This window comes from Streptomyces sp. SDT5-1 (assembly GCF_052245995.1).
GTDB lineage: Bacteria > Actinomycetota > Actinomycetes > Streptomycetales > Streptomycetaceae > Streptomyces.
Genome location: NZ_CM125963.1, coordinates 381,179 through 406,014 on the forward strand (window position 1 = coordinate 381,179; position 24,836 = coordinate 406,014).

General features: G+C 71.7%; 23 protein-coding genes. 12 read left to right on the forward strand and 11 right to left on the reverse strand.

Annotated features, from left to right (window positions below; translation table 11 throughout):
* The first annotated feature begins 6 nt into the window (after nucleotides 1-6).
* Complete coding sequence (locus tag ACTWJ8_RS01775; protein WP_443262511.1) at nucleotides 7-600, forward strand: TetR/AcrR family transcriptional regulator; 594 nt, start codon at nucleotides 7-9, stop codon at nucleotides 598-600.
* Nucleotides 597-2,063, forward strand: a complete 1,467-nt coding sequence (locus tag ACTWJ8_RS01780; RefSeq protein WP_443262512.1) for an MFS transporter — start codon at nucleotides 597-599, stop codon at nucleotides 2,061-2,063. The genes ACTWJ8_RS01775 and ACTWJ8_RS01780 overlap by 4 nt, the downstream gene beginning before the upstream one ends.
* Here ACTWJ8_RS01780 and ACTWJ8_RS01785 read toward each other — a convergent pair.
* The 3 genes from ACTWJ8_RS01785 to ACTWJ8_RS01795 all read right to left on the reverse strand — a co-directional run bounded on the left by ACTWJ8_RS01785 (nucleotide 1,993) and on the right by ACTWJ8_RS01795 (nucleotide 4,331).
* Complete coding sequence (locus tag ACTWJ8_RS01785) at nucleotides 1,993-2,637, reverse strand: LysE family translocator (RefSeq protein WP_443262513.1); 645 nt, start codon at nucleotides 2,635-2,637, stop codon at nucleotides 1,993-1,995. The two genes, ACTWJ8_RS01780 and ACTWJ8_RS01785, sit on opposite strands and share 71 nt — an antisense overlap.
* A 134-nt stretch (nucleotides 2,638-2,771) precedes the next feature.
* Nucleotides 2,772-3,704, reverse strand: a complete 933-nt coding sequence (gene hemC, locus ACTWJ8_RS01790; RefSeq protein WP_356381855.1) for a hydroxymethylbilane synthase — start codon at nucleotides 3,702-3,704, stop codon at nucleotides 2,772-2,774.
* 48 nt (nucleotides 3,705-3,752) lie between these two features.
* A complete protein-coding gene (locus ACTWJ8_RS01795) occupies nucleotides 3,753-4,331 on the reverse strand; it encodes a TetR/AcrR family transcriptional regulator (RefSeq protein WP_443262514.1) in 579 nt (192 codons plus the stop codon).
* Between the two features lie 155 nt (nucleotides 4,332-4,486).
* On the opposite strand from ACTWJ8_RS01795, the gene ACTWJ8_RS01800 reads away from it, so the two are divergent.
* Entirely contained in the window at nucleotides 4,487-5,038 is a 552-nt protein-coding gene (locus tag ACTWJ8_RS01800) for a hypothetical protein (protein WP_443262515.1), read from the forward strand.
* A gap of 18 nt (nucleotides 5,039-5,056) precedes the next feature.
* On the opposite strand, the gene ACTWJ8_RS01805 is transcribed toward ACTWJ8_RS01800, so the two are convergent.
* From ACTWJ8_RS01805 to ACTWJ8_RS01825, 5 genes are all read right to left on the reverse strand, one after another.
* The gene (locus tag ACTWJ8_RS01805) at nucleotides 5,057-5,803 is read right to left on the reverse strand and encodes a PIG-L deacetylase family protein (RefSeq protein WP_356381847.1); all 747 of its coding nucleotides are present in this window, start codon (nucleotides 5,801-5,803) and stop codon (nucleotides 5,057-5,059) included.
* Between the two features lie 29 nt (nucleotides 5,804-5,832).
* Nucleotides 5,833-7,137 carry an alpha/beta fold hydrolase gene (locus ACTWJ8_RS01810; protein ID WP_443262516.1) on the reverse strand — a complete coding sequence of 435 codons (1,305 nt, stop codon included), beginning with the start codon at nucleotides 7,135-7,137 and terminating at the stop codon, nucleotides 5,833-5,835.
* Nucleotides 7,138-7,213: 76 nt separating this feature from the next.
* A complete protein-coding gene (locus ACTWJ8_RS01815) occupies nucleotides 7,214-7,801 on the reverse strand; it encodes a dihydrofolate reductase family protein (RefSeq protein WP_443262517.1) in 588 nt (195 codons plus the stop codon).
* A 60-nt stretch (nucleotides 7,802-7,861) separates the two neighbouring features.
* The gene (locus ACTWJ8_RS01820; protein ID WP_443262518.1) at nucleotides 7,862-8,350 is read right to left on the reverse strand and encodes a nitroreductase/quinone reductase family protein; all 489 of its coding nucleotides are present in this window, start codon (nucleotides 8,348-8,350) and stop codon (nucleotides 7,862-7,864) included.
* A gap of 89 nt (nucleotides 8,351-8,439) precedes the next feature.
* Complete coding sequence (locus ACTWJ8_RS01825; RefSeq protein ID WP_443262519.1) at nucleotides 8,440-9,468, reverse strand: LacI family DNA-binding transcriptional regulator; 1,029 nt, start codon at nucleotides 9,466-9,468, stop codon at nucleotides 8,440-8,442.
* A gap of 265 nt (nucleotides 9,469-9,733) precedes the next feature.
* On the opposite strand from ACTWJ8_RS01825, the gene ACTWJ8_RS01830 reads away from it, so the two are divergent.
* From ACTWJ8_RS01830 to ACTWJ8_RS01870, 9 genes are all read left to right on the forward strand, one after another.
* A complete protein-coding gene (locus tag ACTWJ8_RS01830) occupies nucleotides 9,734-12,823 on the forward strand; it encodes a family 78 glycoside hydrolase catalytic domain (RefSeq protein WP_443262520.1) in 3,090 nt (1,029 codons plus the stop codon).
* Nucleotides 12,824-12,995: 172 nt separating this feature from the next.
* The gene (locus ACTWJ8_RS01835; protein WP_443262521.1) at nucleotides 12,996-14,015 is read left to right on the forward strand and encodes a LacI family DNA-binding transcriptional regulator; all 1,020 of its coding nucleotides are present in this window, start codon (nucleotides 12,996-12,998) and stop codon (nucleotides 14,013-14,015) included.
* An 89-nt stretch (nucleotides 14,016-14,104) separates the two neighbouring features.
* Complete coding sequence (locus ACTWJ8_RS01840; protein ID WP_443262522.1) at nucleotides 14,105-15,397, forward strand: extracellular solute-binding protein; 1,293 nt, start codon at nucleotides 14,105-14,107, stop codon at nucleotides 15,395-15,397.
* Complete coding sequence (locus ACTWJ8_RS01845; RefSeq protein WP_443262523.1) at nucleotides 15,394-16,284, forward strand: carbohydrate ABC transporter permease; 891 nt, start codon at nucleotides 15,394-15,396, stop codon at nucleotides 16,282-16,284. The genes ACTWJ8_RS01840 and ACTWJ8_RS01845 overlap by 4 nt, the downstream gene beginning before the upstream one ends.
* A 1-nt stretch (nucleotide 16,285) precedes the next feature.
* Nucleotides 16,286-17,119 (forward strand): carbohydrate ABC transporter permease, encoded by an 834-nt coding sequence (locus ACTWJ8_RS01850; protein ID WP_443262524.1) that lies wholly within the window; start codon nucleotides 16,286-16,288, stop codon nucleotides 17,117-17,119.
* Nucleotides 17,120-17,126: 7 nt separating this feature from the next.
* On the forward strand, nucleotides 17,127-18,194 hold the full coding sequence (locus tag ACTWJ8_RS01855; RefSeq protein WP_443262525.1) for a glycoside hydrolase family 130 protein: 1,068 nt from the start codon (nucleotides 17,127-17,129) through the stop codon (nucleotides 18,192-18,194).
* The gene (locus ACTWJ8_RS01860) at nucleotides 18,191-19,408 is read left to right on the forward strand and encodes a Gfo/Idh/MocA family protein (RefSeq protein WP_443262527.1); all 1,218 of its coding nucleotides are present in this window, start codon (nucleotides 18,191-18,193) and stop codon (nucleotides 19,406-19,408) included. Before ACTWJ8_RS01855 ends, ACTWJ8_RS01860 begins: the two co-directional genes overlap by 4 nt.
* Nucleotides 19,405-21,015, forward strand: coding sequence for a glycoside hydrolase family 13 protein (locus tag ACTWJ8_RS01865; RefSeq protein WP_443262528.1), 1,611 nt, complete (start codon nucleotides 19,405-19,407; stop codon nucleotides 21,013-21,015). Before ACTWJ8_RS01860 ends, ACTWJ8_RS01865 begins: the two co-directional genes overlap by 4 nt.
* Entirely contained in the window at nucleotides 20,999-22,369 is a 1,371-nt protein-coding gene (locus tag ACTWJ8_RS01870) for a phosphomannomutase/phosphoglucomutase (RefSeq protein ID WP_443262529.1), read from the forward strand. Before ACTWJ8_RS01865 ends, ACTWJ8_RS01870 begins: the two co-directional genes overlap by 17 nt.
* A gap of 12 nt (nucleotides 22,370-22,381) precedes the next feature.
* On the opposite strand, the gene ACTWJ8_RS01875 is transcribed toward ACTWJ8_RS01870, so the two are convergent.
* From ACTWJ8_RS01875 to rhaS, 3 genes are read right to left on the reverse strand one after another with little or no spacing between them, the layout of a single operon-like run.
* Entirely contained in the window at nucleotides 22,382-23,407 is a 1,026-nt protein-coding gene (locus tag ACTWJ8_RS01875; protein WP_443262530.1) for a LacI family DNA-binding transcriptional regulator, read from the reverse strand.
* Nucleotides 23,400-23,720: an L-rhamnose mutarotase gene (locus ACTWJ8_RS01880; RefSeq protein WP_443264772.1), complete on the reverse strand. Its 321-nt coding sequence runs from the start codon at nucleotides 23,718-23,720 to the stop codon at nucleotides 23,400-23,402. Before ACTWJ8_RS01880 ends, ACTWJ8_RS01875 begins: the two co-directional genes overlap by 8 nt.
* 24 nt (nucleotides 23,721-23,744) lie before the next feature.
* Nucleotides 23,745-24,824 carry a rhamnose ABC transporter substrate-binding protein gene (gene rhaS, locus ACTWJ8_RS01885; protein WP_443262531.1) on the reverse strand — a complete coding sequence of 360 codons (1,080 nt, stop codon included), beginning with the start codon at nucleotides 24,822-24,824 and terminating at the stop codon, nucleotides 23,745-23,747.
* Nucleotides 24,825-24,836: the final 12 nt, after the last annotated feature.

Consider the following 24,836-nt stretch of genomic DNA (forward strand, 5'->3'; position numbering starts at 1 on the left):
GTGTCTATGCCCTCTGAGCGAACCAACGACGCCCCCTCCCCCGGCGGCCTCCGCGAACGCCTGGTGGACACCGGCGTGGCCCTCGTGGACACGGAGGGCGCGGCGGCGCTGTCGCTGCGCGAGATCGCCCGGCGCGCCGGGGTTTCGCACGGTGCGCCGCGCCGCTACTTCCCGACACACCTGGAACTCCTGTCGGCGATCGCCCGCCGCGGCTTCACCGACCTCGGCGAACGGGCCACGCGGGCACTCGCCGACGCCAGCCCCGACCCTCGCGAACAGGTGGCCGTACTGTCGCGCCTCTATCTCGATTTCGCGGCGCGTCACCGCGGCATGTACGAGCTGATGTTCCGCCACGATCTGTTGGAGAGCGGCGAGTTGGGCCTGCGCGACAGCAGCCTTCCGCTGTTCAAGGTGCTCGTCGAGCTCGTCGCGGAGATCCGCACCGATGCCGAACCCGCCGTCGTCGCGGGCGCGTTGTGGGCGAACCTGCACGGCGTGGCCCAGCTGTGGGGCTGGGGCAGCCTGCAACTGGCCGTCGGCGTCGAGGACGTCGAGCCGCTGCTGACCTCCGTGCTCGACGCCCACCTGGGCCCGGCGTGAACGGCCGCGCCCGGCGGCGCATCACGCTCGCGGGCAGCATCGTAGGGGCCGTACTCGTCGCCCTCGACGGCACGGTCCTCACCGTGGCGCAGCCCGCCCTCCAGGACGACCTCAGCGCCTCCCTCGCCCAGGTCCAGTGGACCAGCACCGGCTATCTGATCGCGGTGGCGAGCCTGCTGGTGTTCGCCGGACGCCTCGGCGACCGCTACGGGCACGCGCGGCTGTTCGGCTACGGGATGCTGGGCTTCGCGGCGGCGTCGGCGGGCATCGGTTTCGCGCCGGACATCCACTGGGCGATCGGCCTACGCGTCGTGCAGGGCGTGTGCGGGGCCCTGCTGCAACCGGCGACGCTCGGGATGCTGCGCGCGGCCTACGCGGCGGAGTCCCTCGGCATGCCGATCGCCCTGCGGACGAGCGCGATCGGCGTCGCGGCGGCCACGGGACCGCTGGTGGGCGGGGTGCTCACGGCGCATCTGGGCTGGCGTTCGGTGTTCTTCCTGGGAGTGCTGCCGGGGGTGGTGATCGCGGGGTTGGTGCTCGGCGTACGGGATCGGGCGGGGGCCGAGGGGATCGACGTACAGGAGCGGGCACAACCGTCTGCCGACACGAGGCGCGTCGGGCTCGACCTCGTTGGTGCGCTGCTGCTCGCCGTCGCGTTGGGCTGCCTGGTCGCGGTGCTCGCCGCGCTGCCGGGATCGGGCTGGTCGGTCGGCACCGTGCTGCTCGCGGTGTGTGCGGGGTTCGCGGCGGTGGCTTTCGTCGCGCACGAGCGCCGTACGGCCGACCCGTTGATCTCCCCCGCGCTGCTCGCCTCCCGGGCCGTCGGACCCGCGCTGGGCGTGCTGTTGACGGCGTCGGCGGCCCTGTTCGGGACGCTGTTCGTGGCGACGTACTTCCTTCAGGACGTGCTCGGCCTCGACCCGCTGGGCACGGCGCTGCGGATGCTGCCGGCGGCGGCGTGCATGGTGCTCGCGGCGCCGCTGACACCGGTTCTGCTGCGCCGGTTCGGGACGCGGGCGGTGACGTCGGCCGGGATGCTGGCACTGGCGGCGGGCGTGTTCGGCTTCGGCCGCCTCGACGCCTCGTCGGCGTCCCCGCTCGCCGTCGGGGCGTGCGCGGTGGCGCTGGGCACGGGCTTCGGGGCGGTGATGGTGGGCGCGACGGAGTCCCTCGTACGACGGGCCGACCTCGGCGCCGCCGGAGTGGCGGGCGGCCTGCAACAGACCGCGCTGAACATCGGCCCGACGCTCGGCGTGGCCGCGGCGACGGCGCTGCTCGCCTCCGGCACGGACTTCGTGGCGTCGATGGGCGTGACGCTGACGGCACTGGCCGCTCTGGTGCTGGCGGCAGGCGTGGCCGCCGTACGCCTCCCGGGACGTACGGGCCCGAACCTCAGCCGGAGACGGGCGTCCGGGACAGCGCGGTGCGCAGGGCGAAGACGCCGAGCAGACCGCCTGCCGTGAACCGTTGAGCGGCCATGGCGCGGGGCCGGGCGGCCAGGAACCCGGAGACGCGGGCGGCCCCCAGCATGATCACGGCGTTCACGGTGAGCCCCACGAGGATCTGTACGGCACCGAGTTGGAGCAGCTGCCCCCACGCGGGACCGGCCGTCGGGTCGAGGAACTGCGGGAGCAGCGCCGCGTACATGAGGGCGATCTTGGGGTTGAGGAGGTTGGTGAGCAGGCCCATCGAGAAGAGCCGCAGGTCGGAGACCGGCGGCAGATCGGCCGCGGGAGCGAAGGGCGAGCGCCCGCCGGGCTTGAGCATGCCCCAGGCGAGGTACGCCAGGTAGGCGGCGCCCGCCAGCTTGACCACGAGGAACGCGAGCGGCACTGCGGCGAAGAGCGCGGACAGTCCGGCGGCCGCTGCCAGCAGATAGGCCACGAACCCGACGGCGGTCCCGCCGAGGCTGACCAGACCGGCCCTGCGGCCCTGGGTGATCGCCCGGGAGGCCAGGTGGATCATGTTCGGCCCCGGGGTCAGCGCCATGCCCAGCTCGATCAGGGCCACTCCCCCGGCCGCTGCCGCAGTGATCACCGGTCGTCCCCCTCGGTCGTACGTCGGGCGCCCGCCAGGAAATGGGGGCACCCAGGTGCGGCGGACGGTCGCGATGAGCCGCGCCCGCCCCTGCCACAGATTACGCGTACAAGGTGGATGCCCTGGTCGGGGCCTCAGTGCGCGATGCCGTCGATCAGCTCGCGCGCGCCCTGGCGCAGCAGCGCGACGGCCACGGACATGCCGAGCGTCGCCGGGTCGAGGGGGCCCGCCCACTCCTGGGCGTTGAGGACGCGCTTGCCGTCGGGGGTGAACACGCAGGCACGCAGCGACAGGTCGCCGGAGCGCTCGGCGCGGGCGTACCCGGCGATCGGCGAGTTGCAGTGCCCCTGGAGGACGTGCAGGAACATCCGCTCGGCGGTCGCCTCGCGCCAGGTGTCGCGGTGGCCGAGCCCGGTCACCGCCTCCAGGGTCTCGGTGTCGTCCTCGCGGCACTGGAGGGCGAGGATGCCGGCGCCGATCGGCGGGCACATCGTCTCCGGGGAGAGGATCTCGGTGATGACGTCGGTGCGGCCGATCCGCTCGAGCCCGGAGAGGGCGAGGAGGAGGACGTCGGCGTCGCCCGCCGCCATCTTCTCCATGCGGCGGTTGGCGTTGCCGCGCATCGGGACGCACTCCAAGTGCGGGTGAGAGGCGGCCAGTTGGGCGACGCGGCGGACCGATGAGGTGCCCACGCGGGTGCCTTCCGGCAGCTCGTCGAGGGTGCGGCCCGCCGGGTCGATCAGGGCGTCCCGTACGTCGTCGCGCTCGAGGTACGCGCCGAACGTGCAGCCCTCGGGCAGCGGCCGGTCGGCCGGAATGTCCTTGAGGCAGTGCACGGCGAGGTCGGCCTCCCCGTCGAGCAGCGCCCGGTCGACCTCCTTGGTGAAGGCCCCCTTGCCACCGAGCTTCGCCAGATCGCCCATCCACTTATCGCCGCTGGTCGTGACGGGCACGACCTCGGTGCGGATACCGGGGTGAAGCGCGGCGAGCTCGGCACGGACGCGCTCCACCTGGGCCAGCGCCATCGGCGATGAACGGGAGACGATACGGATCAACTCGGCTGCCATGGCGACACGATAGCCCCTTCAGCGGGCGGCCATTCGACGGCCCCGGCGTCACACGGACCGCAGAATGCCTTCCACTCCGTCCAGGAACGTCTCGGACACGAGCCGGGCATCGGAGAGGCAACCGGCGGCCATGGCGCCGTCCCTGAGCATGACGAAGTGCCGCCCGGCCGCGTCCGCGGGCGCGCAGCCGGCCTGGTCGAGCAGTTCCACGGCGGTGTCCAGGAACCACTGCCGATGCGTCAGAACGGCCTGGTGGACCGGGTGGGACGGGTCGGGGTACTCGGCGGCGGCGTTCAGGAAGGCGCAGCCGCGAAAGCCCTGCGACCGGATGCCCTCGGTGATGGTGCGGGCGACGGCGCGGACCGTGTCGGGCGCCGGGAGTCCCTGGGCACGGACGGCCTCGATCTGGCCCCTGATGCCCTGATCGGCCTGTTGCAGGTAGGCGAGGACGAGTTCTTCCTTGCCCTTGAAGTGGCGGTACAGCGTGGCCCGGGTGACCTGGGCCTCTTCGATGATCCGGTCGACGCCGACGGAGTGGATCCCCTCGGCGTAGAAGATGCGGGTCGCCGTGCCGAGCAGCCGTGACCGCGCCTCGGACGTCCTGCCGGTTGCCGTGCGCTCACTCATGGCGGAAACGGTACCAGCCGCGAGAGGGAGAACGTTCGGTCTTGACGACCGGCCGCGAGCAGCCTTAGATAAAAAGAGACCGAACGTTCTCCCTCGGTCGCCGAGCTCTTCTCTGCTCCTCTCTGCTTCTTCTCCACTCCCTGAAAGGGGTCCTCATGGACACCGTCATCTCCACGCCCGCCCCCGCGGCGAACCCCGTCGCTGCGCTGCGCCGCCTCTACCTGGGGCGATTCGCCTTCGCCACGGTGTGGTCGGGCCTGCTGTTCACGACCGCGGGCCGGCTCGGCGCGCTGGGCAAGGTCCTGCTGGTCGTCTATCCGCTGTTCGACGTGGCGTGCGCGATCGTCGACGTACGCGGCGCCCGCGCGAACCGCGGCCCCGTGCGCGGCCTGTACGTGAACATCGCGCTCAGCGTCCTGACGACGGCGGGTCTGCTCGCCGCCGTCTCCTCCGGCATTCCGGCCGTGCTGCGGGTGTGGGGCGTGTGGGCCGTCACCGCGGGGCTCGTGCAACTGACCGTGGGTGTACTGCGGCGCGGCATGGGCGGACAGTGGCCGATGATCGTCAGCGGCGGCATCTCGGCGCTCGCCGGAGCGTCCTTCGTCGCGCAGGCCGCGAAGGAAGGCGCGTCCCTGTCGAATCTGGCCGGGTACGCCTTCCTCGGTGGCGTCTTCTTCCTCGTCTCCGCTCTGCGACTGCGGCGCTGAGACGACCGTCCTCGGCGGCTACCGCGCGAACACCTCGAACGGCACCGCCGGCTTCCCGCCGAAGCGCTCCGCCGTCGCCTGCGCGTTCCCCGTGAGGAAGGTGCGGCAGTACGTCTCCGGGTCCTCGCTCGTCAGGACCTCGATGTACGTGCGGTGTTCGAGGAGGGAGCGGATGGAGCGCTCGAGGCCTGCCGTGGCGTCGACGGCGTGCGTGGGCTGCGACGAGCCCGCGACGGCCACCCACCGCACGCCGTTCCACGGCTCCAGACCCTGTTCGGTCAGCTCCGGGAAGATCCACCGGTTGCCCGCGTCGCCCGCCGCGTCGAGCGTGGCGCGGCCGACGGCGACGTGGTCGGGGGTGTTCCAGGCGACGCCGCCCCAGGTGTCGCGGTGGTTGAGGGTGATGACGAGTTCCGGCCGGTGGCGGCGGATCGCTGCGGCGATGTCGCGGCGCAGCGCGGTGCCGTACTCGATGACGCCGTCCTGGTGGTCGAGGAACTCGACGCTCTCCACGCCGACGACCGCCGCGCTGGCCCGCTGCTCCTGCTCGCGCAACGGGCCGCACTTGGCGGGCTCGATGGTGTCGATACCGGCTTCGCCGCGGGTGGCGAGCACATAGCTCACCTCGCGGCCCGCGTCGGTCCAGGCCGCGACGGCGGCGGCGCAGCCGTACTCCAGATCGTCCGGATGCGCGACGACGGCGAGCGCCCGCTGCCAGTCCTCCGGCATGGGCTCCAACGGAGAGTGCGATTCGGGCAGGGTCATACGGGCAGCCTATGGCCCCGCCCGGCGGCTCACACCTCCCCGCGCACCATCCCGAGCAACCGGTCCAACACCCGCGGACCGCCCGCCCGCAGCCCGTCGTGTTCGAACTCGTTCGTCACCCACGGGCGCAGGCCGCGGATCGTGCGGGCCGTCTGCAGGGCGTGGGTCGTGTCGACGTACATGTCGTCGTGGTAGACGGCCGCCGCCGTCGGGACCTCGTTCGCGGCGAGGCGGGTCGGGTCGTAGAGGGACGGCCAGTCGGTGCGGGCGGCGAGGTGGTCGGCGACCTCGCGCAGGGGCCGCAGGGCCGGGTCGACGTCGAACTGCCAGGGGTGGATGGTCTCGCCGGTGAACAGGAGGGGGCCGCCGGACGCGAGGGTCTTCTCGCCGTCGAACTGGGGGAATTCGGCGCGCACGCGCTCCGCGGACCAGTCGGTGGGGCGGCCGCCCTGCGCGTAGATCGCCTCGTGCACCAGGGCGTACAGGGGGTGGGAGCGGTACGAGAGGGCCGTCGCGGTCTGTTCCTGGAACGCGTCGGACAGTTCGAGGCCGCCGGGCGTGCGCACGAACGCGTCCTCGAGGAGGTAGTGCAGCCGGTCGCTGCCGTCGCCCGCGCCGAGCCAGATGCCGAGGGACTGGAAGGCGGGGAGGGTGAGCCGGTAGCCGTTGGGGAGGACCGGCTCGTGCTCCTGGACGTACGCGGCGATCTCGCGCGCCCGCTCGACGTCCATCGGGTAACGGGCGTAGTGCGCCCGCACCTTGCGCTCGACGCGCGGGTACGCGGCGCGGTACACGTCGTCGGCGTGGCCGTCGAGGGTGGGCAGGCCGCCCGTGATGATGGCCGCCTCCAGGCCCTCGGGCGCCGACGACAGGTAGCGGACGGCGCAGAAGCCGCCGAAGCTCTGGCCGAGGACGGTCCAGGGCGTGCCGCCGGTGACCTCGCGGCGGATGTCCTCGCAGTCCCGGACGATCGAGTCGGCGCGGAAGTTCCCCACGTACGCGGCCTGTTGGGCGGCGTCGCCGCGCAGCGGGAGCGTCTGGCGGTTGATCGTGGCGGAGGCGCCGGCGCCGCGCTGGTCGAGGAGGAGGACGCGGTGGTCCTTGAGGGCGCGGCCGAGCCAGTTGGGCGTGCCGGAGAAGCGGTTGGCGCCGAAGCCGGGGCCGCCCTGGAGGTACACCAGCCACGGCAGCTCCTCGTGCGCGCGCCCCGGGGCGACGGCCTCCCGCGCGAAGAGCTCGATGCGCTCCCCGTCGGGAACGTCGTGGTCGAGGGGGACGGAGAAGCGTCGGTCGGTGAGGACGACCCCGGCCTGGCGGTAGCTGGCGGCGCTCAATGCGGCTCCTGTGCGGCGGTTCGGATGGTGCGTCCGCCCAGTTCAGCACATGGTCGGGGCGCCGAGGAGCCAGGGTCTACCTCCGCACCGCGTAGCGCAGGTGCAGGGCGCGGCGGCCCTGGACGACGACCGGGTCCTCCAGGAGCTGATGGCCCTGGCGCAGCTTCGCGAAGTACGGGATGCCCTCGCCGAACAGGACGGGCACGAGGCTGACGCACACCTCGTCGACGAGGCCGAGGTCGAGCGCCTGCTGGATGATCGAGGGGCTGGCGATGGTGACGTCCCGCTCGCCGGCGATCTCACGGGCCGCGCGGATCGCCGCCTCGACCCCGTCGACGAACGTGGTCGTCGGCCAGCGGATGGCGGCGTCCTCGGGCACGCGGTGCGTGACCACGACGACGGGGGCGCCCGCCGGGTGCTTGTCGCCCCAGCCGTCGGCGACGTCGAAGAGGCGCCGCCCGGCGACGACCGCGCCGCAGGAGCCCGTGAGCCGGTCGAGCATCCGCGCGCTCGCGTCGTCGACGTGGAACTCCACGGTCTCGTTCGGGTTCGGCACGGACACGTCCCCGGCCTCGTACCACTCGAAAAGCTCTCCGACCTGGTCCTGGGGATCCGCCACGAATCCGTCGAGCGACATCGTCACGTGGCTGAGTACCTTGCCCACCGGGGGCCTCCGTCCGTCGCGTCGGCAGTCATCAGTACCGACCCTGGGCGGGCGGGAAACTCATCGCCGGGCGTCGGTGTCGCTCGGGACGGGTTCGAGGACGACCACCGCCGTCTCGGACGGGCGGCGGCCGGCGTGCGCGTCGAGGTGGGGTTCTAGCGTGCGCCAGCGCGACCACAGGCGGGCGCGTTCCTCGCCGGTCGCGGCGCGCGCCCGGACCGTGCGGCGGCCACCGACGAGGTCGGCCGCGGCCTCGGGATGGGCCTGGAGGTTGAGCCACCAGGCGGGTTCGGCCTCGCCCCAGCCGTTCATGGCGAGGGTGACCAGGCGCGGGCCGTCCTCGATGTACGCGACGATGACGCCGCGCTGCCGCCCGGTGCGGCGTCCGGTGGTGGTCAGCCGCAGGGTGCCCCACTTGCCCTTGCGCGGCTTCCACAGCCCGACCCGGCCGCCGAACGCCCGGTACAGGCCGCGGTGCACCGACCAGGCGAGGCGGATGAACCGGCGCGGCGGCAGCCACGGCGGTTTCGTACGGTCCCCGGTCGGCATGACGGCCTCCCCCACGCGGACGGCAGCGGCTGCCGCGCACGCTAGCGGCGGACGCGGGCCACGGACAGGGCCAAACGGTCCACCGACGCTCAGCGCGCGCCGAGGCTGGAGCCGCGCACCACCAGTTCGGGCTGGAGCACCACGCGCCGGTGCTCGTGGGGCCGGTCGGGCGCGTCGGCCGCCTCGATCTCCTCCAGGAGCAGGTCGGCCGCGAGGGCGCCCATGTGCACGGCGGGCTGGCGCACGGAGGTGAGCGGGACGGCGGCGGCCGCCGCGAACTCGATGTCGTCGTAGCCGACGATCGCCATGTCGTCGGGGACCCGCACCCCGGCCGCGTACAGGGACTGGAGGACGCCGAGGGCCAGGAGGTCGTTGGCGCAGAAGACGGCGGTGGGGCGTTCGGTGAGGCCGAGGAGGCGGGCGCCCGCGTCGCGGCCCGCGGACACGTCGAGGCGGTCGGTCGGCAGCTCCCGCAGGCACGACGCGGGCAGCCCGGCCTCCTTCAGGGCGCGCAGGGCGCCCTGGCGGCGGTCCTCGACCTGGTTGAGGGTGCGCGGGCCGCTGACGTACGCGATGGAGCGGTGGCCGTTGTCGATGAGATGGCGGACGGCGAGCGCGCCGCCGTTCACGTCGTCGACGGACACGGAGCACTCGGTGGCGCCCTCGGCGACCCGGTCGACCAGCACGAACGGGATGTCGTGGCGGCGGAACGCCTCCACGGTCGGCCCGGTCGCCTCGGCGGGCGTCAGGAGGACGCCGCGGACCCGCTGCTCGGCGAAGAGCGACAGGTAGTCGGCCTCCTCGGCGGGGCTCTGCGCGCTGTTGCACACCATCACGCCGAGCCCGGCGTCGCGGGCGGCCCGCTCGGCGCCGCGCGCGACGTCCACGAAGAACGGGTTGCCCATGTCGAGGACGAGCAGCCCGATGATGCGGCTGCGTCCCGCGCGCAGTTGGCGCGCCGACTCGCTGCGGACGTAGCCGAGCCGCTCGATGGCGGCCTGGACGCGGGCCCGCGTCGCGTCGGCCACGGCGTCGGGCCGGTTGATCACGTTCGAGACCGTGCCCACGGACACCCCCGCTTCACGGGCGACGTCCTTGATCCCCACGGACTGTCCCATCGGGTGTGGTCCTCCTGGTGAGCTGGTGCGGCAGTGGGAGTGTACGTGTCGTGACCCGGTCGGCGTTCGACACTTCGGACATCTGGGTGAATCGTTTTGAGTAGGATCACCCTCCCCACAGGAAGCACGAGGTCCGGATCGCGCACAGCCCTCAACTATCCGCTACAGGAAGCCAAATGCACCTCACGCACACCTCTTGCCTATTACCACGCGCTACTGAATCGTTTGAATCGGACCACCTTCATCGACGAAGGGACACCACGACATGCCCAGCGACATCCGCCGCAGAACCGTCCTCGCCGCGACCGCGGGCGCCGTGCCCGTCATCGCGGCCGGCGCGGCGCCGTCCGCCGCCGCGACACCCCTCGCGCCCGCCGCCCCGACATCCGGAGGGGCCGTCACGGGGCTCACCACCGAACACCTCACCGACCCGCTCGGCACCGACGCGGCGCGCCCCCGGTTCGGGTGGCGACTCGGGGCGGGGCGGCGGGGGCTCGCGCAGGGGGCGTACCGGATCCGGGTGGCGACGAGCGCCGCGCGGCTCGCCCGGCCCGACGTGTGGGACAGCGGGCGCGTCACGTCGTCCGACCAGGTCGCCGTGCGCTACGCCGGGCCCGACCTGAAGCCGTCCACCGCGTACCTGTGGACCGTGACGGTGTGGGACTCGGACGGCCGCGAGGTCGGCACGTCGCCCGCCGCCCGCTTCGAGACGGGGCTGCTCAGCAGCGACGGCCGCGCCCGGTGGGACGGCGCCGCGTGGATCGGTATGAAGGGCAAGAAGCCGAACTCGGCGGGCGCGCCGCTGCTGCGCACGCGGGCCGCGCTGCGCAAGGGGCAGGTCCGCGAGGCGCGCCTCTACATCACCGCGCTCGGCGTCTACGAGGCGTACGTCAACGGCGAGCGCGTCACCGTCCCCGAGGGCGAGGGCCGCACGGTCGAACTCCTCACCCCGGGCTGGACGAACTACGACACCAGCGTCAACTACATGACGTACGACGTCACGGAGTCGGTCCGGAGCGGCGGCGACCGGGCGGTGACGCTCGCCGCCGTCCTCGGCAACGGCTGGTACAACGCCCGCGTCTCCGAGGGCAGCACGTACTACTCGAAGGACGGCAATCCGCTCGCCCTCAAGGCCAAGCTCCTGATCCGGTACGCCGACGGCAGCACGCAGAGCGTCGTCACCGCGCCGGGCGCCGGCTGGAAGGCCACCGACACCGGCCCGTACCGCGCCGACGACATCTACGACGGCCAGACCTACGACGCCCGCAAAGAGCTGCCCGGCTGGACGACGAGCGGCTTCGACGCCTCGGCGTGGTCCGACGTCGAGGAGGTCGGCTACGCGGCGAAGTACCCCGACGCCAAGCTGACCGCCTACCCCGGCGAGACCGCACGCATCATGGAGAAGTGGGACCGCACGCCCGAGTCGCTGACGGTGTACTCGGAGGTGACGGGCGAGGAGTCCAGCGCCAACGGCAAGGGCCGCATCGTCCCCGACCCCGACAGCACCACCTCGGGACGGCCGGGACCGGTGACACTGCGCGCCGGTGACACGGCCGTCTTCGACCTCGGCCAGAACATGGTCGGTGTCCCCCGCTACACGCTGCGCGGCCCGGCGGGAACCGAAGTCGTCGTCAGGTTCGGGGAGATGCTCAACGACGACAGCAAGGGCGCGGACGGCCCCGTCGGCTCGCTCTACCGCGCCAATCTGCGCTCGGCGAAGGCCACCAGCACGTACATCCTCAAGGGAGACACCAAGGGCGAGACACATCAGGACTCGCTCACCTTCTACGGCTTCCGTTACGTGTCCGTGGAGGTGACGACGAAGGGCGCCGAGGTCACCGTCTCGGGCCTGACCGGCAAGGTCGCGACGTCCGCGCTCCGCTCGACCGGCGACATCACCACCAACGACACCGACATCAACCAGCTGATCAGCAACGTCCATTGGGGCCAGCGCGGCAACTACCTGTGGGTGCCCACCGACTGTCCGCAGCGCGACGAGCGCCTCGGCTGGACCGGCGACACCCAGGTCTTCTCCCGCACCGGCCTCTACAACACGGACTCGGTCGCCTTCCTCAGCCACTTCGAGGACATCCTCATCGAGTCGCAGAAGACGTACGGCGTCGACGGCGCGCAGTTCACGGCGGTCGCGCCCGGCAACCGGTACAACGCGGCGCAGCCGTGCAGCGGTTGGGCGGACTGCGGTGTCGTCGTGCCGTGGACGGTGTGGCAGATGAGCGGCGACCGGGCGGTCGTCGACCGCAGCTGGGACGCGATGGTCGCGTACATCGACTGGATCAAGAAGAAGGGCGGCGACAGCTACGCGGGTCAGGGCGCGATCTTCGCCGACTGGCTCGCCTTCCAGAACACCGGCACGCAGCTGATGAGCGACGTGTACTACGCGTACAGCGTGCGCCTCATGTCGCAGATGGCGCGGGCCACGGGCAGGACGGCCGAGTCGAAGGCGTACGACGATCTGTTCACCCGCATCCGCCGCGCCTTCATGGCGAAGTACATAGCGGTGGACGGCGACAAGATCACCGTCCGCTCGAGCCTCGGCGGCAAGCCCGTCATGGGCGGCGACCCCGAGGACAACAGCCAGTCGGCGCTCCTGTGGGTCCTCAAGCTCGGCTTCTACGACACCCAGGCCCAACGCCGTTCCCTGGTAGGCCTGTTGGCGGACAACATCGGCAACGACGCGGCGTACAAGGCGGCCCACCCCGACAGCGCGCGCGTCGACTACGCGGAGAACACCCTCTCCGTCGGCTTCCTCGGCGCGAACGTCCTCGCCCCGGTCCTCACCGACGAGGGCCGCGCCGACCTCGCCTACACACTTCTCCACCAGGACGCCATGCCCTCCTGGCTCTACTCGGTGAAGAACGGCGCGACGACCATCTGGGAACGCTGGAACTCCTACTCCAAGGAGGACGGCTTCGGCCCGGTGGAGATGAACTCCTTCAACCACTACTCGTACGGCGCGATCATGGAGTGGATGTACGCGTACATGGCCGGCATCACCCCCGACCCCGACCATCCCGGCTTCCGTCGCTTCCGTCTCACCCCGCACCTGGACCCGACGGGCCGCATCACCGAGGTCACCTCCCACCACGACTCCCCGTACGGCCGCATCACGAGCAACTGGTCGGTGACGCCCGCGGGCACGCTGACGTACGAGACGGACGTCCCGCCGGGCACGGAGGCGACCCTGACCCTGCCCGCGCTCTCCCCCGACACGGTCCGCAAGGGCCGCACGCCCCTGTCGAAGGCGGCGGGCGCGCACTTCGAGTCCTTCACGGACAAGACGGCGACGTACCGCCTGAAGCCGGGGAGGTATCGGGTGAGCAGTACGGTGCGCTGAGTCGCCCCCACGGGGTGGGGCCCCGTGGCCTTCGTCTTGTGACCCACGTCACCCCATGAGAACCCTTGACGCCCTGTCGTTCAAACCGGTTTAGTCATCCCCGTTCCGCGGTTCAAACCGGTTTGAACGCGGGCCGCACAGTCCGCGGCCCGCCGACAGGGAGTCCCACGCCATGGCACGCAAGCCCACCATCGCCGACGTCGCTCAGCGCGCCGGCGTCTCCCGTGCCACGGTGTCCTTCGCCCTGAACGACCGGCCCGGCATCGCGGAGGACACCAAGGCCCGGGTCCTGGCAGCGGCCGCCGAGCTCGGCTGGACGCCGAGCCGCCCGGCCCGCGCGCTCTCGCTCGGCAAGGCCGGAGCCTTCGGGCTCGTGCTGGCCCGGGACCCCGAGCAGATCGGCGCCGACCTGTTCTTCCCCGCGTTCATCGCCGGCGTCGAAACGGTGATCGGGCAGCGCGGCGACGGCCTGATGGTGCACGTCACCACACCCGCCCGGGAGCGCGGTGTGTACGAGCGGATGGCGGCGGAGCGGCAGGTGGACGGCGTCCTCCTGACCGACCTGCGCGAGGACGACCCGCGTCCCGCGCTCGTGCGGGAGCTCGGGTTGCCCGCGGTGGTCGTCGGACGCCCCGAGTGGGGTGAGGGGCTGACCGCGGTCTGCCTGGACGACGAGCCCGCCTACGCGGCCGCCGTCAGCCGCCTCGCCGAGCTGGGGCACCGCCGCATCGCCCACGTGGAGGGCCCGCGCGAACTGCGTCACGCGCAGCGGCGCCGACACGCTTGGGAGCGGACCCTGCACGCGCTCGGCCTGCCGCAGGGGCCGGTGCTGCCCGGTGGATTCAGCGCCGAGGGCGGTGCACGCGCCACCCGGGAACTGCTGGCCCTGTCCGAGCCGCCGACCGCGATCGTCTACGGCAACGACCTCGCGGCGATGGCCGGCCTGTCGGTCGCCCAGGAGCTGGGCGTCCGGGTGCCGGAGCAGCTCTCCGTCGTCGGCTACGACGACACCCCTCTGACGCGCTACAGCTTCCCGCCGCTCGCCTCCGCCCGCGCGGACGCCGGCGGCTGGGGTGAGGCGGCGGCCCGCGCCCTGGACGCGGTCATCGCCATCGGCGAGGCGGCGCACGTGACGCTGCCGCCCGCCCGGTTCGTGCCCCGCGCCTCGATCGGGCCCGCCCCGCGCGACTGACGCGAGGACACCACGTACCGGCCGCGTGCGCGCGGGCCGGCCATGGCGCACGGCGACGAGGCCGCGCGTGAACAGTTCGGAGACCCAACATGCTGAGGAGAACGGCGTCCGCGCTGCTCGTACTCGCCCTCGCGGGCGGGGCGACGGCCTGCGGCCGGGCTGCCCCCGACGCGTCCGTCGCCGCCGACGCGCGCGGCCCCATCACGGTGTGGCTGTCCAACAACGCGCAGGAAGTGCAGTGGGGCAGGGCGATGGTCGCCGCGTGGAACAAGGCGCACCCCGACCAGCACGTCACCGCACAGCAGATCCCGGCGGGCAAGACGTCGGAGGAGGCGATCAGCGCCTCGATCATCGCGGGGACCACCGCGTGCCTGGCGTTCAACACCTCGCCCGCGGCGGTGCCGACCTTCCAGAAGCAGAACGGCCTGGTGCCGCTCGACGACTTCCCCGGCGGCGCCTCGTACATCGAACGGCGCAGCGGAGCGCTCGCCGACCAGTACCGGTCGGCTGACGGGAAGTTCTACCAGCTCCCGTGGAAGAGCAACCCGGTCATGATCCTCTACAACAAGAAGCTGTTCGCGAAGGCCGGCCTCGACCCCGAACACCCGAAGCTGGCGACGTACGACGACTTCCTCGCCACATCGCGCACGCTGGTGCGCTCGGGCGCGGCGCAGGCGGCGATCTGGCCCTCGCCGAGCAGCGACTTCTTCCAGCCTTGGTACGACTTCTATCCGGCGTTCGCCGCGCAGAGCGGCGGCAAGCAGCTCATCGAGGACGGCAAGCCGCAGTTCGATTCGAAGGCCGGACGTCAGGTGGCGTCGTTCTGGCGGAAGCTGTACGCGCAGAAACTCGCGCCGCAGGAGGCGTATCCGGGTGACGCGCTGAACGACGGCAAGGCCGCAATGGCGACCGTCGGGCCGTGGGCGGTCGCCGCGTACAAGAACAGCGTGGACATCGGTGTCGCCCCGGTGCCGACCGCGGACGGCGCCCCGGGCGGGCACTCGTTCAGCGACGAGAAGTCCGTGTCGATGTTCAGCTCGTGCAAGAACCGGGCCACGGCCTGGGATCTGCTGAAGTTCGCGACGTCCGTCGACCAGGACGGCAGGTTCCTCGATACCACCGGCCAGATGCCGATGCGCACGGACCTGACGTCCAAGTACGCCGGTTTCTTCGCGAAGAGGCCGACGTACAAGCCGTTCGCCGACCAGGCGGAGCGCGTCGTGGAGGTGCCCAACGTGGCGGGCTCCGTCGACATCTGGCAGGCCTTCCGCGACGCGTGGACCCGGTCCGTCGTCTTTGGCCGGGAGCCGACCGACGCGGCACTGCGCGGCGCCTCCTCCGAGATCTCCCACCTGCTCGACGAATACGAGGACCCGTCATGAGCGCCACCGCCACTCAGGCGCCCCGCAAGGGCCGCATAGGCGCCCTGTTCGTGTCGCCGTACGTGCTGTTCATCCTGGTCGTGTTCGCGGTGCCGCTGGTCTATACGGTGTGGATCTCCTTCCACCGCTTCTACTTCACGGCGCCGGGCACGGACGTGGACTCGCCCTGGGTGGGCCTGTCGAACTACAAGGACGTCTTCACCGACCCGGTGGTCGGCCGGGCCTTCCTCAACATCGTGATCTTCCTGGTCATCAACGTGCCGCTGACCGTGGGTCTGTCCCTGGTACTGGCGACCGCGCTGAACGCCAAGATCGGGGGCCGCGCCTTCTTCCGCGCGGCGTTCTACCTCCCGTACGTGACGGCGAGCGTCGCGCTGGTCGCGGTGTGGCAGTTCCTCTTCGGCTCGGACGGTTTCGTCAACCACCTGCTCGGCTCCCACGCACCCGACCCGTCGTGGCTCGTCAACTCGCATCTGGCGATGCCGATGATCGCGGTGTTCGTGACGTGGAAGCAGCTCGGCTTCTTCGTGATGCTGTATCTGGCGGCGCTTCAGAACGTCGGCAAGGAGCTGTACGAGGCGTCGTCGGTCGACGGCGCGGGCCGGATCAGGCAGTTCTTCTCGGTGACCGTGCCCGGAGTACGGCCGGCGACGACGCTCGTCGTGATCTACGCGATCATCACCGGCGCCAACCTGTTCAGCGAGCCGTACCTGCTCACCGGTGGCGGCGGCCCCGACCACGCATCCACCTCGCCGGTGCTGCTCATGTACCAGAAGGGCATCGAGCAGGGCCACCCGGACTTCGCGGCCGCGCTCGGCGTGGTCCTCATCGCCTTCGTCGCGGTCGTCTCGGTCCTCGCCCGCAAGCTCTCCGAGAGGGGCAACTGACATGCGTGCCACCGCCGGCTCGAAGGCCGTGCGCTACCTGCTGCTGTCGCTCGGCGCGGTCGCCTTCCTGTTCCCCTTCTACTACATGGTCGTCGGCTCCCTGCGCTCGAAGACCGTCGGCGACCTGTCGGCGGCCGTGCCCTCGGGTCTGACCGGCGCGAACTACACGGCGATCAACGGTGCCATCTCGGTGGGCCGCTCGCTCCTCAACTCGGGGATCATGACCGTCGGCGTACTGGTGTGCACGCTCGTGTTCGGGGTGCTCGCCGGATACGGTCTGGCGGTCCTGCGGTTCCGCGGCAAGGGCGCCGTGTTCGGTGCGCTGCTGCTGGTGCAGATGATCCCTTTCCAACTGCTGACGCTGCCGCTGTACGTGCTCGTGGTCCGCGACTACGGGCTCGGCGACAACTACCTCGGCATGATCCTGCCGTTCGCGATCAACTCGACGGCCGTCTTCCTGTTCCGCCAGTTCTTCCTCCAGATGCCGGCCTCGCTGTTCGAGGCGGCCCGCATCGATGGGGCGAGCGAGCTGCGGATTCTCTGGACGATCGCGCTGCCGATGGCGCGTCCCGCGGTGCTCACCGCACTGCTGCTGACCTTCATCGGACCGTGGAACGAGTTCCTGTGGCCGTTCCTCGTCACCAAGAACGCCGACATGCAGCCACTGGCCGTGTCGCTGGCGAGCTTCCTCTCCAACATGCAGGGCACGGTCGCCAACCCGGCGGGCGCCCTGCTGGCCGGTGCGGTCGTGCTCGCCGTCCCCGCGGTGGTCCTGTTCCTCCTGTTCCAGCGCCACTTCACCTCTACCGACATCGACTCCGGAGTAAAGGGCTAACCCCACGATGAGCACCACCCACATCCCCTACCGCATGGTCCGCAAGGGCGTCGTCATGTCCCCGCTCGCGGGCGAGGCCAATGAGGTCGAGGGCGTCCTGAACCCGGCCGCGGGACGCACCCCCGACGGCAGGCTCCACCTTCTCCCCCGTCTGGTCGCCGAGGGCAATGTCTCCCGCGTCGGCCTCGCCGAGGTCACCTTCGACGACAGCGGCGTGCCCCACGGGGTCGAGCGGCGCGGTGTCGTCCTCGCCCCCGACGAGGGCTGGGAGCGGGGCAAGAACAACGCCGGTGTCGAGGACCCGCGCGTCACCTGGATCCCTTCCCTCGGCAAGCACGTCATGTCGTACGTGGCCTACGGGCCGCTCGGCCCGAAGCCGGCGCTCGCCGTCTCCGAGAACCTGACCGACTGGACCCGGCTCGGCCCGATCCAGTTCGCCTACCAGGCGGGCCTGGACACCGATCTCAACCTGTTTCCGAACAAGGACGTCGTGCACTTCCCCGAGCCGGTGCCGGGCCCGGACGGCGAGATGGCGTATGCGATGCTGCACCGCCCGATGTGGGACCTCGGCTGGTTCCGTGAGGGCGAGGGCGTGCACCTGCCCGCCGGTGTCACCGACGAGCGGCCCGGCATCTGGATCAGCTACGTGCCGGTCGCCGAGGTCGAGGCCGACATCCGCGCGCTGGTCCGCCCGCGCCAGCACCGTCTGGTCGCGCTCTCCGAGTTCGACTGGGAGTCGCTGAAGATCGGCGGCGGCCCGGCGCCGATCCGGGTGCCCGAGGGCTGGCTGCTCATCCATCACGGTGTCTCGGGCGCCATCGAGGACCCGTGGGCACAGAACCAGAAGGTGTCCTACGCGGCGGGCGCGATGATCCTCGACCCGGCCGACCCGTCCCAGGTGCTCGCACGCTCCGACCGGCCGCTGATGGCCCCGGAGACCGAGGAAGAGGTGTCGGGCACCGTCCCGAACGTGGTCTTCCCGACGGCGATCGAGGAGATCGACGGCGAGCTGTACGTCTTCTACGGCATGGCCGACGCGCACATCGGCGTCGCCCTCCTGGAGCGCACGGCATGAGCGGTGGCGCCCGCGCACCTCTCGGCATCGGCCTGGTCGGCTGTGGTGGCTTCGCCGAGTTCGTCCTGGACGCGGCGGCCGGTCTGCCGGGGCTGCGGCTCACCGCCGCCGCCGACCCGTCCCCCGACCGGGCGGCGCGGTTCGGCGCCCGGTACGACGTTCCGGCGCTCGGCTCGCTCGAGGAACTCCTCGAACGCGACGACGTGCAGGCCGTCCTGATCGCCACGCCGCCCGCCACGCATGCCGCGATGGCCACGGCCGCGCTGCGCGCCGGGCGCCATGTCTTCTGCGAGAAGCCCCTCGCGACCACGACCGAGGACGCGGCTGCGGTCGCCGCGGCGGCGCACCGCGCCGACCGCGTCCTGGTCGTCGACCATGTGCTGCGCTACAACCCGCTGCTGCGGGCGGTGCGGCGGCTGACCGACCAGGGACTGCTGTCGCCCGCCCACCGCTTCCTTTTCGAGAACGACGCCTCGGACCAGGACCTGGACCCCGACCACTGGTTCTGGGATCCGGCGCACAGCGGCGGCATCTTCATCGAGCACGGCGTGCACTTCTTCGACGCCGCGCGAACACTGCTCGGCACGGACCCGGTCAGCGTGCGGGCCACCGCGGTCCGCCGCCCCGACGGCCCCGTCGACATGGTCAGCGCGGACGTCGTGCACCCGGGCGGAGTGCTCGCATCGCACCTGCACTCGTTCACCCACGCGCACCGCGCAGAGCGGCAACTGATGCGGCTCGACCACGGGTTCGCCGAGACACGCATCAGCGGCTGGATTCCCGTACGTGCCGAGATCTCGGCCTGGACGGACGAGGCCGGGGCCCGTGTCTGGGAGCGGCTGCCCGCCGAGCAGGAGGGACTGCTGGCCGTCGACGGTTTCACGCCGCACGGCGCGGAACGGATCTCGGTCGAGGTGGAGCGCGACGCCGGTCCGTCCGCCCCCGCCCGCGGCCGGGGCGAGGAGCGCACGGTGCCGCACCATGTGCGCGCCGTCCTCGACCTCGGCGGGGAGCCCCGCAAGCCCTACGTATACGCGCAGAGCGTGCGCGCGGCCCTGTCCGACCTCGTACGGGCAGTGCGGGAGGGCACCGCGCCGGAGGCGGACGCCGTCAGCGGCCTGAGCGCCGTCGCGGTCGCCTCGGCCGCCACGGTCGCGGCCGACACCGGTGTCGGCCGGTCGGTTCCGGGGATCGCCCTGGAGGACTGGTCATGAGCTGGTGGCAGGACATGGTCTGCTACGAGGTGTACCCGCGCGCGTTCGCCGACTCCGACGGCGACGGGATCGGCGACCTGCCCGGTGTCACGGCGCGTCTTGACCATCTGAAGGACCTGGGCGCGGACGCGGTGTGGATCACGCCGTTCTATCCGTCGCCGCTGGCCGACGGCGGGTACGACATCGCCGACTACACGGGTGTTGCCGAGGACCTCGGCACCGCGGCGGACGTGGACGCCCTCACGGCCCGCGCCCATGCATTGGGTCTGAAGCTGATCGTCGACCTGGTACCGAACCACACCTCGGACCGGCACCGCTGGTTCCAGGAGGCACTGGCCGCCGGCCCGGGGTCGGCGGAGCGCGAGATGTACCTGTTCCGGCCGGGCCGGGGCGCGGAAGGCGAACTGCCGCCCAACGACTGGCGCTCGGCGTTCGGCGGTCCCGCGTGGACCCGGGTGCGGGACGGCGAGTGGTACTGCCATCTCCACGCCGCCGAGCAGCCCGACCTGAACTGGCGCAACCCGAAGGTGCGCGACGCGTTCATCGAAGTCCTGCGGTACTGGCTCGACCGCGGCGTGGACGGCTTCCGTGTGGACGTGGCGCACGCCCTGTTCAAGGCGGCGGGCGAACCCGACGCGGGCCCTGGCCAGCACTCCGACCCGTGGCGCAACCACCTCATGCCGTACTACGACCAGGAGGAACTGCACCCGCTGTACCGGGAGTGGCGGGCACTGCTCGACACGCATCCGGCGCCGCCCGGGGCGGTCGCGCCACGTGACCGGGTGATGGTCGCCGAGTCGGCCGTCTTCGAGCCGGAGCGGCTGGCCCGCTACGTGCGGTCCGACGAGATGCACCAGGCGTTCAACTTCGCGTTCCTGGAGGCTGAGTGGGACGCGGCGGAGCTGCGACGGGTGATCGACGGCTCGTTCTCCGTCCCCGGCGCCGCGGTCACCTGGCTGCTGTCCAACCATGACGCGGTACGTCCGGTGACACGGTACGGCTCGCTGCGGCGGGCCCGCGCGGCAGCACTGCTGACGCTGGCGCTGCCCGGTTCCGCATACCTATACCAGGGCGAGGAGCTGGGACTTCCACAGGCCCATGTCCCCGACGACCGCATCCTCGACCCCCTGTGGGAGCGGTCCGGCCGCACCGAGCGCGGCCGGGACGGCGCGCGGGTTCCCCTCCCCTGGTTCGGGAAGCAAGCGCCGTACGGGTTCACCACGGCGGAGGCCGACGCCACGTGGCTTCCGCAGCCCGACGACTGGGCGCCGCTGACCGTCGCCGCACAGGAACGGGACCCCGGCTCCACGCTGTCCCTGTACCGGGCGGCGCTGCGGTTGCGGCGCGGACATCCCGCGCCGGACGCGGCGGCGCCGCCCGAGTGGCTGTCCGCTCCCGGCGACGCCGTGCTGGCGTTCCGCCGCGGCCGGCTGGTGTGCGTCGTGAACCTCGGCGACGGAGCAGTACCGCTCGACTCCTTTGCCCTGCCCGGGTGTTCGGTGCTCGCCAGCGATCCGCTCGACGGGGACGCACTGCCTCCCGACACCGCCCTGTGGCTGCTCGACTCCTCTTCTCCCGAAGGATCCGACGATGATCTCCACGACTGACCTCTCCGGACTCGTGAAGGCGTACGACGTGCGCGGGGTGGTCCCGGACCAGTGGGACGAGCGCCTGGCCGAACTGTTCGGTGCCGCGTTCGTCCGTGTCACCGGTGCGGGGGCGATCGTGACGGGGCACGACATGCGGCCCTCCTCGCCCGCCCTGTCCGGCGCCTTCGCGCGCGGGGCCGCCGCCCTCGGCGCCGACGTCACCGAGATCGGCCTGTGCTCCACGGACCAGCTGTACTACGCCTCTGGCGCCCTCGACCTGCCCGGCGCGATGTTCACGGCCTCGCACAACCCCGCGCAGTACAACGGCATCAAGATGTGCCGCGCGGGCGCGGCCCCCGTCGGCCAGGACACCGGCCTCGCCGAGATCCGCCGCCTCGCGGAGGAGTGGATCGCGTCCGGCGCCCCGGAACCGGCGGCGACGCCCGGCAGCATCACCCGGCGCGACACCCTCGCCGACTACGCGGCGCATCTGCGCGGTCTCGTCGACCTGACGGCGATCCGCCCGCTGAAGGTCGTCGTGGACGCAGGCAACGGGATGGGCGGCCACACCGTCCCCACGGTCCTCGCCGACCTGCCCCTCGACCTCGTCCCGATGTACTTCGAACTGGACGGCACGTTCCCCAACCACGAGGCGAACCCGCTGGACCCGGCGAACCTCGTGGACCTCCAGGCGCGCGTCCGCGCCGAGGGCGCCGACATCGGCCTCGCCTTCGACGGCGACGCGGACCGCTGCTTCGTCGTCGACGAGAACGGCGACCCGGTCTCCCCGTCCGCGATCACCGCCCTCGTCGCCTCCCGCGAGCTGGCGCGCAACGGAGGCTCCGGCACGATCATCCACAACCTGATCACGTCGTGGTCCGTGCCGGAGGTCGTCAAGGAGCACGGCGGCACGCCCGTGCGCACGCGCGTGGGCCACTCCTTCATCAAGCAGGAGATGGCCACGACCGGGGCGATCTTCGGCGGCGAGCACTCCGCGCACTACTACTTCCGCGACTTCTGGAACGCCGACACGGGCATGCTCGCCGCGCTCCACGTCCTCGCGGCCCTGGGCGGCCAGCCCGGCCCCCTCTCCGCCCTGGTCTCCTCCTACGACCGCTACGCGGCCTCCGGCGAGATCAACTCCACGGTGGCCGACCAGAAGGACCGCCTCGCCGCGGTGCGCGCGGCCTGGGCGAACCGTCATGGCGTGCACGTGGACGAGCTGGACGGCCTCACGGTCGCCGGGCCCGACTGGTGGTTCAACGTCCGCCCCTCCAACACGGAACCGCTGCTGCGGCTCAACGTGGAGGCACGCGACGAGGCGGCGATGAGGGCCGTGCGGGACGAGGTGCTGGCGACCGTCCGCGCCTGAGGTGACGGGCAGTCACGCGAGCGCCCGACTCGACCCCCGCACCACCAACTCCGGGCGCAGCACGATGTGTTCGTGTTGGTGGGTGGGGGCGTTCGGGCCCGTTTCCTGGAGCAGGAGGTGCGCCGCGATGGTGCCCAGGGAGGTGGCCGGTTGGCGGACCGACGTCAGGGGGACCGTGGCCGCCGCGGCGAATTCGATGTCGTCGTAGCCGACCAGGGACATGTCCTCGGGGACGCGGACGCCCGCCGCGTAGAGGGACTGGAGGACGCCGAGGGCCAGGAGGTCGTTGGCGCAGAAGACGGCCGTGGGGCGGTGGGAGAGGCCGAGGAGGCGGGCGCCCGCGTCGCGGCCCGCCGCCACGTCCAGGCGGTCCGTGGGGAGTTCGCAGAGGTGGGAGGAGGGCAGGCCCGCTTCCGCGAGGGCCTTGTGGGCGCCCTCGCGGCGGTCCTGGATCTGTTTCAGGTGCGGTGGGCCGCTGACGAAGGCGAGGGAGCGGTGGCCCGCGTCGAGGAGGTGGCGGACGGCGAGCGTGCCGCCCGCCACGTCGTCGACCGCCACCGAGCAGCCCGGTTCGTCGCCGGCGACCCGGTCCACGACGACGTACGGGATGCCGTGGCGGCGGAAGGCCCGGAGGGTGGCGCCGCTGGGGTCCGCGGGGGTGATGAGGGCGCCGCGGACCCGTTGTTCGGCGAAGAGGGACAGGTAGTCGGCCTCGACCTCGGGGCTCTGCGCGCTGTTGCACACCATCACCCCGAGGCCCGCCTCGCGCGCGGCGCGTTCGGCGCCGCGCGCGAGGTCCACGAAGAACGGGTTGCCCATGTCGAGGACGAGCAGCGACACGATCCGGCTGTGTCCGGCCCGCAGTTGGCGGGCGTATTCGCTGCGGACGTAGCCGAGCCGGGCGATGACCTGTTGGACGTGGTGGCGGGTGGGTTCGGAGACCCGGTCGGGCTTGTTGAGGACGTTGGAGACGGTGCCGACCGAGACTCCCGCCTCCCTGGCGACGTCCTTGATGCCCACGGAGGAACGCTCAGGCAAGGTGGAAGACCTCGGTGAGCGGGCGCATCGCGGCGTCGGGGGCCTGCCCGTCGAGCGCCTCGAAGAACTCGCCCATCTCGGCCTGCCAGCGCGCGTTGACGTCGGTGGCGTCCATGGCGGCGCGCGCCTTGTCGAAGTCCTCGGTCTCCAGGTAGCCGACGAGCAGTCCGTCCTCCCGCAGGAAGAGGGAGTAGTTGTGCCAGCCGGTGGCCGTCAGGGCGTCCCGCATCTCCTGCCACACGTGTGCGTGGCGTTCGCGGTACTCGTCGATGCGGTCGGCCTTGACCTTGAGGAGGAAGCAGACGCGTTGCATGTCACTCATGGGTCGGCTCCCCGCTCAGAACTTGTAGTCGTCGATGTTCTTCTTGTCGAAGACGGTCGGCTTGCCGAGGGTGACGACGCCGTCCTTCTCGATCGTGTACTCGCCCATGTCGCCGGCGGTGAACTTCTCGCCCTCCTTGCCGGTGATCTGCCCGGACTCCAGGGCGACGGCGGTGTGCGCGGCGAGCGCGCCGAGCTTCGCCGGGTCCCACAGCTCGAACGCCTCGACGGTGCCGTTCTTGACGTAGGCCCGCATGTCGTTGGGGGTGCCGAGGCCGGTCAGCTTGACCTTGCCCTTGTACTTGGAGCCGGACAGGTACTGGGCGGCCGCCTTGATGCCGACCGTGGTCGGGGAGATGATCCCCTTGATCTTCGGGTGCTCCTGGAGGAGGCCCTGGGTCTGCTGGAACGACTTCTGCGCGTCGTCGTCCCCGTACGCGGTCGTGACGAGCTTGATGTCCTTGTACTCGGGCTTCTTCAGCTCGTCCTTCATGTACTTGATCCACGTGTTCTGGTTGGTGGCCGTCTGGGCCGCCGACAGGATCGCGATCTCGCCCTTGCCACCGATCTGCTTCGCCATCTCCTGCACCTGCGTGCGGCCGAGGTCCTCGGCGGAGGCCTGGGAGACGAAGACGTTGCGGCAGTCGACCTTGGTGTCGGAGTCGTACGTGACGATGCTGACGCCGTTCTTCATGGCCTGCTTGAGCGCGGTGCACAGCGCGCCCGGGTCCTGGGCGGACACGGCGATGGCATCGGCCTGCTGCTGGGTGAGGGTGTTGACGTAGGAGACCTGTCCGGAGGTGTCGGTGCCGGAGCTGGTGCCGACCTCCTTGTACGTCGAGCCGAGCTCCTGGACCGCCTTCTTGCCGCCGTTGTCGGAGGTCGTGAAGTACGGGTTGTTGACCTGCTTGGGCAGGAACGCGACCGTGAGGCCCTTCTTCGTCTTGGCGTTGGGGTCGGCCTTGCCCGCGGCGGCGGACTTGGCGTCCTCCTTGTTGGAGTCGGACTTGGTGGTGCCGCCGCAGGCGGAGGCGCCGATGACGAGGGCGGTGGTCACGGCGAGGGCCGCGGTGAGCCGGCGCGTCTTCTGGGACATGGCGGTTCCTTA

What these genes read in the sequence shown, in the direction of transcription:
- ACTWJ8_RS01775 (WP_443262511.1), top strand. Translation starts at nt 7, where the DNA reads ATGCCCTCTGAGCGAACCAACGACGCCCCCTCCCCCGGCGGCCTCCGC.
- hemC (WP_356381855.1), bottom strand. Translation starts at nt 3,704, where the DNA reads ATGGCAGCCGAGTTGATCCGTATCGTCTCCCGTTCATCGCCGATGGCG.
- ACTWJ8_RS01795 (WP_443262514.1), bottom strand. Translation starts at nt 4,331, where the DNA reads ATGAGTGAGCGCACGGCAACCGGCAGGACGTCCGAGGCGCGGTCACGG.
- ACTWJ8_RS01800 (WP_443262515.1), top strand. Translation starts at nt 4,487, where the DNA reads ATGGACACCGTCATCTCCACGCCCGCCCCCGCGGCGAACCCCGTCGCT.
- ACTWJ8_RS01805 (WP_356381847.1), bottom strand. Translation starts at nt 5,803, where the DNA reads ATGACCCTGCCCGAATCGCACTCTCCGTTGGAGCCCATGCCGGAGGAC.
- ACTWJ8_RS01820 (WP_443262518.1), bottom strand. Translation starts at nt 8,350, where the DNA reads ATGCCGACCGGGGACCGTACGAAACCGCCGTGGCTGCCGCCGCGCCGG.
- ACTWJ8_RS01825 (WP_443262519.1), bottom strand. Translation starts at nt 9,468, where the DNA reads ATGGGACAGTCCGTGGGGATCAAGGACGTCGCCCGTGAAGCGGGGGTG.
- ACTWJ8_RS01830 (WP_443262520.1), top strand. Translation starts at nt 9,734, where the DNA reads ATGCCCAGCGACATCCGCCGCAGAACCGTCCTCGCCGCGACCGCGGGC.
- ACTWJ8_RS01835 (WP_443262521.1), top strand. Translation starts at nt 12,996, where the DNA reads ATGGCACGCAAGCCCACCATCGCCGACGTCGCTCAGCGCGCCGGCGTC.
- ACTWJ8_RS01840 (WP_443262522.1), top strand. Translation starts at nt 14,105, where the DNA reads ATGCTGAGGAGAACGGCGTCCGCGCTGCTCGTACTCGCCCTCGCGGGC.
- ACTWJ8_RS01845 (WP_443262523.1), top strand. Translation starts at nt 15,394, where the DNA reads ATGAGCGCCACCGCCACTCAGGCGCCCCGCAAGGGCCGCATAGGCGCC.
- ACTWJ8_RS01850 (WP_443262524.1), top strand. Translation starts at nt 16,286, where the DNA reads ATGCGTGCCACCGCCGGCTCGAAGGCCGTGCGCTACCTGCTGCTGTCG.
- ACTWJ8_RS01855 (WP_443262525.1), top strand. Translation starts at nt 17,127, where the DNA reads ATGAGCACCACCCACATCCCCTACCGCATGGTCCGCAAGGGCGTCGTC.
- ACTWJ8_RS01860 (WP_443262527.1), top strand. Translation starts at nt 18,191, where the DNA reads ATGAGCGGTGGCGCCCGCGCACCTCTCGGCATCGGCCTGGTCGGCTGT.
- ACTWJ8_RS01865 (WP_443262528.1), top strand. Translation starts at nt 19,405, where the DNA reads ATGAGCTGGTGGCAGGACATGGTCTGCTACGAGGTGTACCCGCGCGCG.
- ACTWJ8_RS01870 (WP_443262529.1), top strand. Translation starts at nt 20,999, where the DNA reads ATGATCTCCACGACTGACCTCTCCGGACTCGTGAAGGCGTACGACGTG.
- ACTWJ8_RS01880 (WP_443264772.1), bottom strand. Translation starts at nt 23,720, where the DNA reads ATGCAACGCGTCTGCTTCCTCCTCAAGGTCAAGGCCGACCGCATCGAC.
- rhaS (WP_443262531.1), bottom strand. Translation starts at nt 24,824, where the DNA reads ATGTCCCAGAAGACGCGCCGGCTCACCGCGGCCCTCGCCGTGACCACC.